General features: G+C 67.6%; 9 protein-coding genes. 5 read left to right on the top strand and 4 right to left on the bottom strand.

Features of this window, described 5'->3' with window-relative positions; translation table 11 throughout:
• Window positions 1-19: 19 nt before the first annotated feature.
• From ACFVVI_RS11180 to ACFVVI_RS11195, 4 genes are read right to left on the bottom strand one after another with little or no spacing between them, the layout of a single operon-like run.
• Window positions 20-4,162 carry an AMP-binding protein gene (locus tag ACFVVI_RS11180; protein ID WP_387445137.1) on the bottom strand — a complete coding sequence of 1,381 codons (4,143 nt, stop codon included), beginning with the start codon at window positions 4,160-4,162 and terminating at the stop codon, window positions 20-22.
• Window positions 4,159-4,698 (bottom strand): DUF6309 family protein, encoded by a 540-nt coding sequence (locus tag ACFVVI_RS11185; RefSeq protein WP_387445138.1) that lies wholly within the window; start codon window positions 4,696-4,698, stop codon window positions 4,159-4,161. The genes ACFVVI_RS11180 and ACFVVI_RS11185 overlap by 4 nt, the downstream gene beginning before the upstream one ends.
• 12 nt (window positions 4,699-4,710) lie before the next feature.
• Window positions 4,711-5,508, bottom strand: a complete 798-nt coding sequence (locus ACFVVI_RS11190) for a phytanoyl-CoA dioxygenase family protein (RefSeq protein WP_387445139.1) — start codon at window positions 5,506-5,508, stop codon at window positions 4,711-4,713.
• Between the two features lie 30 nt (window positions 5,509-5,538).
• Window positions 5,539-6,510, bottom strand: coding sequence for an NAD-dependent epimerase/dehydratase family protein (locus tag ACFVVI_RS11195; protein ID WP_387445140.1), 972 nt, complete (start codon window positions 6,508-6,510; stop codon window positions 5,539-5,541).
• Window positions 6,511-6,933: 423 nt separating this feature from the next.
• Between ACFVVI_RS11195 and ACFVVI_RS11200 the strand changes: the two genes are divergently transcribed.
• The 5 genes from ACFVVI_RS11200 to ACFVVI_RS11220 all read left to right on the top strand — a co-directional run bounded on the left by ACFVVI_RS11200 (window position 6,934) and on the right by ACFVVI_RS11220 (window position 13,039).
• Window positions 6,934-7,950 (top strand): zinc-dependent alcohol dehydrogenase family protein, encoded by a 1,017-nt coding sequence (locus tag ACFVVI_RS11200; protein ID WP_387445141.1) that lies wholly within the window; start codon window positions 6,934-6,936, stop codon window positions 7,948-7,950.
• Window positions 7,951-8,220: 270 nt separating this feature from the next.
• Window positions 8,221-8,892, top strand: coding sequence for a TetR/AcrR family transcriptional regulator (locus ACFVVI_RS11205; RefSeq protein WP_387445142.1), 672 nt, complete (start codon window positions 8,221-8,223; stop codon window positions 8,890-8,892).
• Window positions 8,893-8,897: 5 nt separating this feature from the next.
• Entirely contained in the window at window positions 8,898-9,893 is a 996-nt protein-coding gene (locus tag ACFVVI_RS11210; protein WP_387445143.1) for an SDR family NAD(P)-dependent oxidoreductase, read from the top strand.
• Entirely contained in the window at window positions 9,883-11,535 is a 1,653-nt protein-coding gene (locus ACFVVI_RS11215) for an AMP-binding protein (RefSeq protein ID WP_387445144.1), read from the top strand. The genes ACFVVI_RS11210 and ACFVVI_RS11215 overlap by 11 nt, the downstream gene beginning before the upstream one ends.
• 178 nt (window positions 11,536-11,713) lie before the next feature.
• Window positions 11,714-13,039 carry a lipase family protein gene (locus tag ACFVVI_RS11220; RefSeq protein ID WP_378994782.1) on the top strand — a complete coding sequence of 442 codons (1,326 nt, stop codon included), beginning with the start codon at window positions 11,714-11,716 and terminating at the stop codon, window positions 13,037-13,039.
• Window positions 13,040-13,044 lie beyond the last annotated feature (5 nt).

Below are 13,044 nucleotides of genomic sequence, written 5' to 3' on the forward strand. Positions count from 1 at the left end.
CCTATCGATGGGATGTGGGTCAGGCGGTGCGGTCGGCGGTCGCGACGGCCGGGAAGTACCCGGCCTCGGCCCCCCACGCCAGCGCGGTCGACCACCATCGCGGGGTCGGCGCGGCGAAATGGATGCCGAGCCGGTTGAGCGCGGCGACAGTCCAGGAACTATCGATCCGCACATTTCGGTCCGCGTCGTGGTGCGACCACGCCATGGCCTGCCGCACCGCGGCCGAATGCGACCGCTCGACCCGGGCGAGTGCGGCCGTGAACGCGGTGTCGTCGGTGAGCACGACCGGGTAGCCGGCCGCGGCGCTCCAGGCCACGAGCTCGTCGTGGGCCACCAGATGCGGGGTTTCGACGTGATAGACCCCGGGCGCGCAGGCGGGTCGGCCTGCCAGTGTGGCGATCGCCGCGGCGACGGTGTCGACATAGGAGAACCCGAAACTCACCGCGGGCCGACGTGGCGCGGCACCGGCGAGCAGGTAGCCGCAGATCATCTGGTAGACGCGGTTGTCCCCGATATTGCGTTGGAACGCCCCGGTCCGGCTGTCGGCCGCGATGTGCCCGCTGCGATGGATATAGCACTGCCGACCCTGGGCCGCCCACCGTCGCACGGTCAGTTCGGCCCCGAATTTGGCCCGTTCGTAGGGCGTTCGGAAGTACTGGCCGATCCGCAGGTCGGCTTCGCTGAATCGTCGCGCGGTGCCCTCGACACCGCCGGCGACGCCGAGGGTCGACAGGTGGTGGAACCGGGCGTCGGGTGCGTGCGCGTCGATCCAGGCAAGGAGTCCGGACACCGCGGCGTGGTTGGTTCGTTCGAGTTCGGCGGGTGCGGCGACCAGTCGGGTATCGGCCGCGGCGTGGATGATCACCTGTGCCCGGCCCGCCGCGCGGGTCGCGTCGACCGACATCCCGAGGTCGGTCCGGGTGATGTCACCGGCGAGCACCCGGATACCCCGCACGTGGCGCAGCCGCTGCCGGGCCTCGATGTCGCGCTCCCCGCGCACCAGACACGTCACCTGTGCGTTGCGTGCGAGCAGCGCCGAGAGCAGATGCCCGCCCAGGTAGCCGGTCGCGCCGGTGACCAGCACTCGGGGCGCCTCCTCGACCACCCGCACCCCGGCCCGCGGTGCGCGCGCGCCCGCGAGCAGAACCTGCCCCGACGTCGACAGTGCCGATGTCGTGGCGGGGGCGGCGACCGTGCCCGCGTACTCGGCGACGGCACCGGCGAAACGGGTCATGATCTGGCGCGCCCGGTCGTCGGAGTCCGGGGACCCCGGGTGCACGAGGTCGGTGACGAGGCGGCCCTCGACGATGCGAGCTGTGAGCTTGAGCCGGTAGAGCAGGTCGCAGTGGGGATTGCGCGCGGTACCCGCCTGTTCCGGCGCGACCGACCAATCCAGGGTCTGCTTGTCCGGCAATTCGAACGTGCCGAGAAAATTGAACCCGATGTCGGGGCGCGCACCCACGGTGTCCATCGGCTGCTCGGGCGTGCCCGCGAGGAGGCGCTCGATCTCCGCGGCGGAGTGGGTGGGCTCCGACGGCGAACGTCGTTCCAGCAGTATCCATTTGGCGGCGGTGAACCAGCCGACCGTATCGAGGTACTCACCGCCGCCGTCACCGGCGTCACGGCCGTGGGTCTCCACCTCGACCGCGAGCGACTGCTCCTCACCGCGCTGCACCACCGCGGCGAATGCCGACAGCAGCAGGGCTTCGAGCCCTTGCGCACCGCCGTACTCGCGAACGAGCGCGGCCGTCGCGGTCCGGTCCAACGTCCACACCAGGCTCGCCGGTCGTGGCGCCGGCCCGATCGTGCGAGCCGGGCGCCGCACCACCGCGGCCACGGAGCCGCCACGATCGGCCGCCCAACGGTAGTAGTCACCGGTACCCGGCAGGTCGAACTGCTTGCCGTGCAATGCCGTTCGATACGCGTAGGCGAGATCGTCGAGCAGGATGTGCCAGGAGAACCCGTCGACGGCCAGATGGTGGACCACGATGGCGAGGCGGTCGTCGTGGTCGTCACCGCCGTCGAACAGGTGCACGCGCAGGAGCCGCCCCGCCGCCGGATCCAGGCCGAGGTGCAAGTCGGTGCAGGTACCCTCGACGAACTCCGCGATCCCCGCGGCCGATCGCGGCAGCCGGGAGAACGAGACCGTCGCCACCTCGTCGACGTCGCGACAGGCGCCCGGTCCGGTGGGCCCGATCTCGGTGCGCAGCACAGCATGTCGCTCGGCAAGATCGGTCACTGCGCGCGACAGGACACCGGCGTCTACAGCGTGACCGCAGCGCAGCACCACCGACTGATTCCACTGCCGGTGATCACCGACCGGCTGTGCGAACATCCACCGCTGGGCAGGCCCGAGCCGGCGACCGGGCTGCTGTCCCCCGCCGGCCTTCGACGCGCCGGCGTCGATCGGTCGTGCGACCGCCGCCAGCCGCCGCGGAGTCGCATGCTGGTAAAAGTCGTCGAAAGTCACGCGCTGACCACGCCGGTAGAGGTAGGCGATCGTGCGCATGGCCAGAATCGAATCGCCACCGAGGTCGATGATGTCGGCCTCGGGATCGACCGACTGCACTCCCAGCGCACCTGCCCACAACGCGGCGATGCTGTGCGCGAGGCCGCCCGCCGGATCGTCGCCTCGACGAGTCGAGCCGGCGGCACCGCCCGCACGGGAGTCGAGCAGTGCGGTCACCATCACGCCGACGCGGGGGCGATCCAGCTTGCCCGTGGATCCCAGCGGCAGTTCCGGCAGCACGAAGATCGGCTGCGGCACCGCGTAACCCGGCAGCACCTCGTGCAAGTAGGCACGCAGTGCCGCCAGTGTCGCGGCATCGTCGGTGCGCGGCGTCAGCCGAACAGCCGCACGGAGCCGAGGGCCCACGGCCGTCGACTGGACGACCACGGCTGCCCGCTCGACGCCGGGCACGCACTCGGCGGCTCGTTCGACCTCGGCGGGATCGACCCGGAACCCCCGAACTTTCACCTGACGGTCGACGCGGCGCACGAACACGAGTGCTCCGTCCGCGCGCCGCCGACAGATGTCGCCGGTGCGGTAGACCCGGTCGTCGTCGCGCGGTACGAACTTTCTCGCGGTGTCGCCCGGTGACCCGAAATAGCCCGCGGTGACCCCCCTTCCGCCGATGTACAGCTCACCCTCCGATCCGTCGGGGACCGGATCGCCCCGGTCGTCGAGCAAGCGCAGCGTCGTTGTCGCGCCGATGGCCGTTCCGATGGGAACGACCTCCTCCTCTGGCAGTTCGGCCGCCGTGGTCGCAACGAAGCACGTCGCGCCGACGGTCGTCTCGGTGGGACCGTAGTGATTGACCACCCGGTGCGCGATACCGCGGGCGAGCAAGCTCGCGGCGAAGGCGCGGGAGAGCGGTTCGCCGCCGAGCAGCACCGCATCCAAAGGCTCACAGTCCGCGTCCTGTTCGAGTGCGCCCAGGTGAGACGGCGTCGTCTTCAGTACCGAGATACCCGCCCGGCGCACCGCGGGCCAGAAGGCCGCTGGGTCGCGGGTGTCGCGATCGGCGACGACGTGCACCGAACCAGCGCTGGCCAGTGCGAGCAACCACGCCGTGTGGCCGAGATCGGCCGCCAATGTCGTGACATGTCCGACGCACGGCGCGTTGCCCGCATCGAAACCCAGCCGTTCGCACAGTGCCCGCGCATAGTGAGTCGCGTTGCCGTGCGTGACCGCGACCGCCTTCGGCTCGCCCGAGGACCCGGACGTGAACGACAGATAGGCGAGGTCACCGGCATCGACGTGGCACGCACCGCCCCGTGCGTCGCTCTCGATCGCCTCGACCGGATCGATGACGACCGATCCGTAGTCGGTGACCGTCGCCGACACCGCACAGCGTGCCCCGACAGCGTCGAGTCGGCGACGCAATTGACCTGCACTCCACGAGGATTCGACCGGAACCGCGACCGCGCCGCGGCACCACACCCCGAACATCAGCGCGCATTGCCGGGCGTCTCGTTCGCCGAGAACAGCGACACGATCGCCCCGGCCGACCCCCGCCGCGCGCAGTCGGTCCGCGGTCACCTCGGCTATTCGCTCGACCTCGCGATAGGTGAACACGCGGTCGGCATCGGCCAGTGCGGGTCGCTGTGGGTGTTCGCGCGCGTTACGCCGCAACAGCTCGATCAGCGTGTCCGCGTTCATCGCCGCACACCTTCGCCGCGCAGCTCACCGGCCACGACACCGTCGATCAGATCCCCCGCGGGAAGCCTGCCCGCGAGTTCCCACGCGATCATGCGGTGCAGCCCGTCGAGGTGGAACAGTCCTTCCTCGGCCCGCAGATCGGCATAGTCGCTGTGCCCGGCCGGAGCGGCGCTGAGAAACACCGTGGTGAACGGCGCTTCGGTCAGGGCGGTGATCAGCCCCGTGCACACCGGGTTGGCAGCGGCCAGATCGGCCCGTTCGGTGCGCAGTCGCGCGGCCGCCTGTTCGACCGTCAGCCCGGTGCGCGGCACCAGTTCCCGGTCGCCGCCCTCGCTCAGATGCCAGGGCAGGGTCACCGCGGCCAGATCAGCCCGCGACAACAGCACCCGGGTCCAGGTGCCCGACAATTCGTCACCCCGGCGAAGATTGTCCTCTCCTTCGCGAAACCGCACACCCTCTTCCGCCCCGTGCGCGCAATGCTCATCCCGGTAGATCGCCAATACCTCGGCGAGATCGCTGTCTCCGACGATTCTCATGATCGGGCGCCCCTATCCTTGTGCGATATCGTCTCGGAAATGCTTGTCGGCGAACAACTCCGGCGAAAGCCCGGTGCCGAGGCCCAGCTCACGCGCACGTGCCAACATATGGCGCCAATACGGTTTCACCGGCCGCCAGCGCGCCGCGCCGGTCTGGCAATAGGACGCGTCGACGAAGTAGCGATGCCGGTCCGACGTCGTCGCCGACAGTCGTCGCGCGTGCAGTAACGCCGAATGCAAGAGCACCGTCGAACCCGGTGGTAGCGAATCGATCACCACTTCACCATCGAGATGGTCGGTGCCGATATGCGCCATCGCTGACTTTTCGCGCGACTGATGATGCGACCCCGGCAGAATCACCAGCGCGGCCATGGTGTCATCGAGTCCGGTGAGGTAATGCAGCGTGTGCACCATCGCCAGGGTGGAATCGGCCAGATCGTTGGGTTCATAGTCGTGGTGCCACGATTTCGCCGCGATCGTCGCGTCATGGCGGTCACTGTGCAGATGGTGGTAGACGAAATCGGGTCCGAGCAGCTGGGACAGGATCGCCATCAGCGGCCGATACGTCAGGATTTCCCCGTGCGCGGGCAATTCCAGCTCCATCACCGGCGGTATTCCGTAAGCCGCGGGATCGCGGCAACTGTCGATGGACCGCGCACGTAATCCCTGGTCCACCCAGCGGTCCACTTCCGGCAACAGCCGTGCGCGCAGTTCGCCCGGAATCAGTCCCGGCACGATCAGATAGCCCGATTCGGCGAATTGTCTCGCCGCGAGAATTCCGGTGTGATCATCATCGAGAACAGGCCGCATCAGCCCGCCCCTCCCTTCGACAACAAGCGATTACACGGTGGGAACCAGGGACGCTTGCGCGTCCCGCAGCCAATTCAGGGTGCGTTCGATGCCATTCGGCAGGGCGGTGGTCGCCTCGAGTATTCGCTCGGCGCGGGCGCGGGCGACATCGAGGCAGCTGCGGCGCACTTCACCGTCGCGAGCGGCGGCATAATGCGGCAGCCAGGCGGCCGGTTGCAGGCCGGCGGCGGTGCGAATCGCATCGACCAGTCCATTGACGGTGATCTCGACCCCGGTGCCCACGTTGTATTCACCGAAACTGTGCTGACCACATTGCGCGGCAGCGATATTGGCTTCGACCACGTCGTCGACGTAGACGAAATCCCGGGTCTGCATTCCGTCGCCGTAGATGATCGGCGGACGACGATCCAGCGCGGCCGCGCAGAAACGCAGCACGACACCGGCATCACCGTCGAGTGATTGCCGCGGACCGTAGACATTGCTGTATCGCAGGGCCACGACATCGATATTCGTGGTGTCGGCGAACCAGCGCCCGTATCGTTCGCCCGCCCATTTCGCCAACCCATAGGCCGACGGTGGATCGGGCGCGGTCGCCTCGGGTGTCGGGTAGTGCGCGGACTCGCCGTAGATCGCACCGCCGGTCGAACTCAACACCACGCGCCGCACCCCGGCGGCCACTGCGGCGGCCAGCACACTGACCACACCGACCACGTTCTGCTCGGCGTCTGTCACCGGATCCGCGATCGAATAATGGACGCTGACCTGCGCGGCGAGATGGAACACCACATCCGGATGAAACCGCTGCATGATCTCACGGACGGTATCCGCCGATCGGACGTCCGCACTGACCAAGTCCGCGCCGCGGTGCAACGCCGACTCGAGATTTCGAACGTTGCCGTGGCTGAGGTCGTCCACCACGAGCACTTCGGCGCCGCGTGCCACGAGCGCATCTGTCACATGCGAACCGACAAATCCGGCACCTCCGGTCACCAACGCACGCATCACTCAGGCCCCCTGAGAAGAAGTGGTCGAGAACCATCACGAGTGGATGGCTCGAGTTGTGAACGATGTTGTCCTACAAAATATTTCGGAACATCTGCCGAACCCGACGGTCCAGTCACCGTAACACGCTGTTATCCAATGATGTTGCAACTCAACAGGTTTCAATATTGCGTTCGCAGTGCGAGTCGTGATGTGACGCCGGGTCGAGTATCGGACACAGCCGAGGAGGTGCCGGCGGCGAGGTGCCCGGCCGGCAGATGCGCTGCGGAATCAGGGGATCACCTGGCGCGGGCGCCCCGAACGGGACATAAGCGACTCAGCTCTCGTTCCCGTCTTGCTTTGCACCACACTGTGTTTGGATCGAAACAATCGCATTACGCACTGCAGGTGGGTAATCGGTCGATCAACGGCAGGAGCGATCTCATGCGCGGCACCGTCATCCACGCCCCCGGCGACATCCGCGTCGAACAGCTGCCCGACCCCCGGATCGAGGCACCGACCGATGCGATCATCCGCACCGTCGCGACCTGCGTGTGCGGGACGGACCTGTGGGTCTACCGCGGCATCGAGGCCGTCCACGAACCGCAACCGATGGGCCACGAGTACATCGGTGTCATCGAAGAGGTCGGCACAGAGGTGCGCACGCTCCGGCCCGGCCAGTTCGTCGTCGGCTCGTTCGCCACCTCCGACAACACCTGCCCGAACTGCCGCCACGGCTACCAATCCCGCTGTGTGCACCGCGCATTCCTGAGCACCTGCCAGGCCGAATACATCCGTATCCCGAATGCCGCGGGCACCCTCGTCGCGCTCGACGAGACCCCCGATCGCCGTCACCTCCCCAGCTTGCTCGCCCTCTCCGATGTGATGGGCACCGGCTGGTACGCCGCCATCGCCGCCGAAGTACACCCAGGGGCGACCGCAGCTGTGGTCGGCGACGGCGCGGTCGGACTGTGCGCCGTGCTCGCCGCACGGGAACTGGGCGCCGAACGGATCATCGCGATGAGCAGGCATCCCGCACGACAAAAGCTCGCACGGGCGTTCGGCGCTACCGATATCGTCACCGAACGCGGCACGGAGGGCGTCGCGGTAATGCTGGAGCTCACCGGCGGTATCGGCGCGGACTCGGTGATGGAATGCGTCGGCACCGGCGAGTCGGTGACCCAGGCTCTGCGCTCGACCCGCGCGGGCGGGAATCTGGGCGTCGTCGGTATCCCCCATGCTGTCGAACTCGACAGTGCCGAGATCCTCGCGTCCGCAGTGGGTGTGCGCGGCGGTGCGGCCCCCGTGCGCCGGTTCCTTCCCGATCTCATCGACCGCGTCCGCACCGACCGCATCGACCCCGGCCGAGTCTTCGACCTCGTGCTCCCCCTGGACCGGATCGCCGAGGGCTACCGCGCGATGAACGAACGCCGAGCCGTCAAAGCCCTACTACTACCATGAATTTCGATGGCGTTCGCGAGGGCTATCGGCCGAGCCGGTCGGCCAACGCGGCTGCCGACCTCGCCCCGTCAGCGCGAGGAACACCGAAACAGGTCCCAGCGCGCAATCGCGGACGCGAAGGTGCTCGATGACGGCACCGACGAAGTACAGCACCCGGCCGGACCCATTTTCGCGGCAGATATTGAATCTGATTCAGAAACTTCTTGACTCCGTCGACGCCGGACCCCTACGCTCCAGTTACTGAATTTGATTCAAAAACTTGGAGGTGTGATGGTCGGCAATCGACGTGGCGAGGCGTCGCGGGCAGTGCTACTGGCGGCGGGTAAGGCCGCGTTCAGCGGTGATCGCTACGAAGAGGTCTCCATCGTCGACCTGGCGCGTTCGATCGGGGTCGCCGCCGGTTCTATCAGCTATCACTTCGGTGGCAAGCGCGGCTTCTACCTGGCCGTTCTCGAGCAGGCCGCCGAGGAGTTCTGGGGTGACCTGCTGGCCCTGCGCGGACCCGCGTTGGACCGACTGAGCCGTGGAATCGACCGGTTGCTCGATGAAGCCGAGCAGCAGCCGAGAGCGTTCGAGGCATTGTTCGCCGATGTCGCCGACGCGGAGGTGCGCCAGATTCGCGACCGTCACCGCATCCAGCTGACCGACGCCTTGGTCGTGGAGGTGACCGATTCGGACTCGTCCCCGGTGCTGCGGGCCGCGATCAGCGGGTTCGTGGCGTATATCGAAGGGCTGGTGCTGCATTGGACGCGCACCCGCGACATCACCCGCGATCAGCTCAAAGACCTGGTCGTGGGCAACATGTTCGGCACGATCCTCGCCGCGCTGCGCACAGATCCGAACATCGAACTGACGCAGCGGGCCATCGATGCCGCGCTGTCGGACCCCCAAGCACTGGCCTTCCTCGGCTCGCTGTCCACCGTGTCGAAAACAACGGAGTAACACTGATGTCTGAAGTTCTGCCCGCCGGTCCCTCGCGGATCGCCGAGACTCGGTTCGCCCGGGCCATCGCGTGGGCCATCGGTCCCCGCGGATTACGTAGCCAAGCCGCTTTGCGCCGTGAGGTCGAGGGCAAGGTGGTCGTGATCACCGGGGCGTCGTTCGGTGTCGGCGAGGCAACCGCCCGCTGGTTCGCCGCCGCCGGAGCCAGGGTGGTCATCGCCGCACGGTCGATGGACCGGCTGCTCGAAGTGGCCGAGGAGATCAATGCCGCCGGTGGCGACGCCTATCCCTATCGGCTCGACCTCGCCGACGAGCAGTCGGTCGCCGAGTTCGCCGCGGCGGTGCGGTACGACCTGGGCGAGGTCGACGTGCTGATCCACAACGCGGGCAAGTCGTTGCGTCGTTCGGTCCACCTGTCCTATGACCGCCCCAAGGACATCACCGCCACCTCCGGTGCCAACTACCTCGGCCCGATGCGGTTGACGCTGGCGCTGCTGCCCGGCATGCGCGCGCGGGGCAGCGGGCACATCGTGAATGTCTCCACGGTCGGGATCATGTTCCCCAATGCTCCCAAGTGGGGTTTCTATCTGTCGTCGAAGCTGGCCTTCGACTGGTGGATGCGCGCGGTCGGGATGGAAGCCCGCGCCGACGGGGTCACCCTGACCACCTTCTACGGCGGGTTGTTGCACACCAGGATGAGCGCGCCGAGTCGCTGGATGCGCGTGCTCCCCGGCCAAACTCCGCAGGACGCGGCGAAAGTGCTGGCCAAAGCCGTGGTGAAGAAGCCGCGCACGATGACGCCGCTCTACGGGTTCCTGTCGGTGGTGTTCGCCGCGGTGTTCCGGCTGCCGCTGGAAGTGCTGATGGAACGGATCTTCCGCAACCTCGGTGACACCGAGGCCTCGTTGTCGCGGCTGAGGCAACCTCGGGTCGAGCCGACGCCCACCATCACCGATACCGCCGGTGACGATCAGGCTCAGGTGAGCTCGAATGCGCGCTGAACTGACTCATAGCCTGCGCCGGTGGGGTTCGGCAGTGCCCGCGGTGGTCACCTCGGGCATGCTGGCTCCGGTCGGGCCGCGCAAAGCCGCAGCCTTGGCGCGCAGTTTCTACCGGTACGGGCCGACCCCCGCGATGTTGTTGGCGGCCACCGCGATTCGGCATCCGGACAAGGTCGCGATCATCGACGACTCGGGGCAGTTGACCTATCGGCAGCTGCAGCGGCGCGCCGAGGCGATCGCCGCGGCGCTGTTCGCGTCCAGCGCCACCGCGCCGAAGTCGGTGGGCATCCTGTGCCGCAATCATCGTGGGTTCGCCGAGGCGCTGGCCGCGGGCGCACAACTCGGTGCGGAGCTGATCTTCGTCAATACCGAGCTTCCCGCCGCGCAGTTGCAGGCGATCTTGGCCCGGCACAACCCTGACATACTGGTCTACGACGACGAATACGACACGACGGTCGAGCAGTCGAATTTCGCCGGTGCGCGCGTAATTGCCTGGCGTGACACCGATTCCGGCCCTACCGCACTCCCGACGCTGGACGACCTCGCTTCCCGGAGCCACCCGGCACCGCCACGGGTACACCGGGCGGTGAAGCTGACATTGCTCACCTCCGGCACTACCGGCTTGGCCAAGGGCGTGCCGCGCGCGATCAAACCGCACGCGATCGTGTTGCTGACCGTGACCGCGATGGCGATTCTGCGACTGCGTTCGACCGATCGAGTGTTGGTGGCGCCGCCGATGTTCCACGGTTTCGGATTGCTGTCGCTGCTCGGGCCGCTGGCATTGGGTGGCACCGCGATCTGCCGGCGCCGATTCGATGCCGTGACCGCGCTCGACGATATCGCCCGCTACCGGGTCACCGTGGTGATGGCGGTGCCCGTGATGTTGCAACGACTACTGGCGGTGCCCGGACTGCAGGAGAACACAGCGGCACGGTCGGCGTTGCGGGTCATGGTGACCGGAGCGGCGCCGATTTCGCCGATCACCATCTCAAACCTGATCAACGCTTTCGGCCCGATCGTGGTGAACGGCTACGGCTCAACCGAGGCCGGTCTGGTCACGATCGCCACCCCGGCCGACCTCGTCGCCGCGCCCGATACGATCGGGCGGTCATCGCTGGGAGTTTCGGTGCGGATTCTGCGTGCCGATCGGACCGAAGCCGCGACCGGTGAAATCGGTGAGATCTTCGTCCGCAGCGGACTGGAATACACCGGATACACCCCGGACGCGACCGTGGCGGCTGCGGCCAAGGAAGTGATCGACGGGCATGTCAGCACCGGAGACATGGGCCACTTCGACGAGCAGCGCAGGTTGTTCATCGACGGCCGTGCCGACGACATGATCGTTTCCGGCGGGGAGAACGTCTTCCCCGGCGAGGTCGAGGATTGGCTCGCCGCCCACCCGGCCATCACCGACGCTGTCGTGATCGGTGTCGCGGATGCCGAATACGGCCGGGTCCTCAATGCCTTCATCGTCCTCCGCCCGAACGTCTCCCCGCCCAGCGACAACGCGCTCAAACAGCACGTCCGCGACGGACTCGAGCGCTACAAGGTGCCCAAGCGGTTCATCGTGGTCGACGAGATCCCCCGCAACGCCAGCGGCAAAGTACTGCGGGCGCGACTGCATGTCCCGACCGGATCCTGACCCCTTCGTCATCGCTGAGATCGGGGGCGTCACACCACGTCGTGGACGTGGCGCGAACAGCCCCGGCCACGGCCGAGTCATGGTCCGAATCAGTGAAATGTCTCCAAAAGGGGAGCCGATGTCAACCGAAACGAACATGCGATCCACGCCTGGCGGCCGCAGATTCCGAGGTCAGGCGATGCTCAGCGTGGCAGTGCTGGTAGTCGCCGCCGCGCTGACCGTGGGCGCCGGGCCCGCCGCCACCACACCGGATTCCGGCTCCACATCAGGGTCCGCCCAGGGCAACGACTTCTATCTGCCGCCCGCGCCACTGCCGCCGGGGGCACCCGGCCAGATCTTGCGCAGCGAACCGTTCGCACTCGTCCTCGCGGTTCCCGGCCAGGATGGGCAGGTCCCCGCCAACGCCACCCGGATCATGTATCTGAGCGCCGACACTCACGGCACCCCTGCGGCGGTGACCGGGACCTACCTCGAACCCACCCTCGCGTGGAACGGCCCTGGTCCCCGACCGCTCATCGCGGTCGCGCCAGGCACCCAGGGCCAAGGCGACCAATGCGCACCGTCGAAGGGGTTCGCCGAACTCATCCACTACAGCTTCCCGCTCGATATCTGGGTCAGCTACGAGATGATCACCGCCTACTCGCTGCTCGCCCGCGGCATGGCGGTCGTGATGACCGACTACCACGGCCTCGGCACCCCCGCGGTCCACGACTACGTCAACCGGGCCGCCGAAGCCCACGCGGTCCTCGACTCGATCCGCGCAGCCGAATCGCTGACCGGAATCACCCGCCCCAGCGCGATTTTCGGCTACTCCCAGGGCGGTGGTGCCGCGGCCGCAGCCGCCGAACTCCAAGGCGACTACGCCCCAGACCTCGACGTGCGCGGCACCTACACCGGAGCGCCGCCCGCGGACCTGCGAGCGGTGATGCTCAGCGCCCCCGCGATCAACGGGATCGTGCCCGGCGTGATCGGCGGCTTCGCATCGGGGTTGCTGGGCTATGTGCTCAACGGGATCGTCGCCAATGATCCCGAGATGGCGCCGATCGTCGACGCCGCGACCAATCCCGCAGGCAAGCAGATGATGGCCGAGCTGGCCACCACCTGCATCGCCGAGGCGGTGATCCGGACGATGCTGCGACCGGTGACCTGGTACACCGCCGGTGGTCGCACACCCGCCGAGATCATCGACAGCTCAACGGAATTGACCGCGCTGGTTGACGAGCAGCGTATCGGCAGGCGCACACCCATCGCACCTGTCCTGATCGCCGGCGGCACCAACGATGACGTCCTGACCTATCCGCAGGTCCGCCAGTTGGCCGTGGACTGGTGCGCGCAGGGCGCGACCGTACAGTTCGAACCGACAGCCTGGCTCCCGCCACTGTTCCCGAGCACCGCGATCGGCCACCTGCTGGAGTTCCTGCCCGCCACTGTCACGGCCCACGATTGGCTAGCCCAGCGCTTCGCCGGCACCCCGGCACCGAGCAACTGCGCGGCCTTGCCCTGACCTCG

The organism is Nocardia sp. NPDC058114, assembly GCF_042884695.1.
In the GTDB taxonomy this organism is placed as follows: Bacteria; Actinomycetota; Actinomycetes; order Mycobacteriales; family Mycobacteriaceae; genus Nocardia.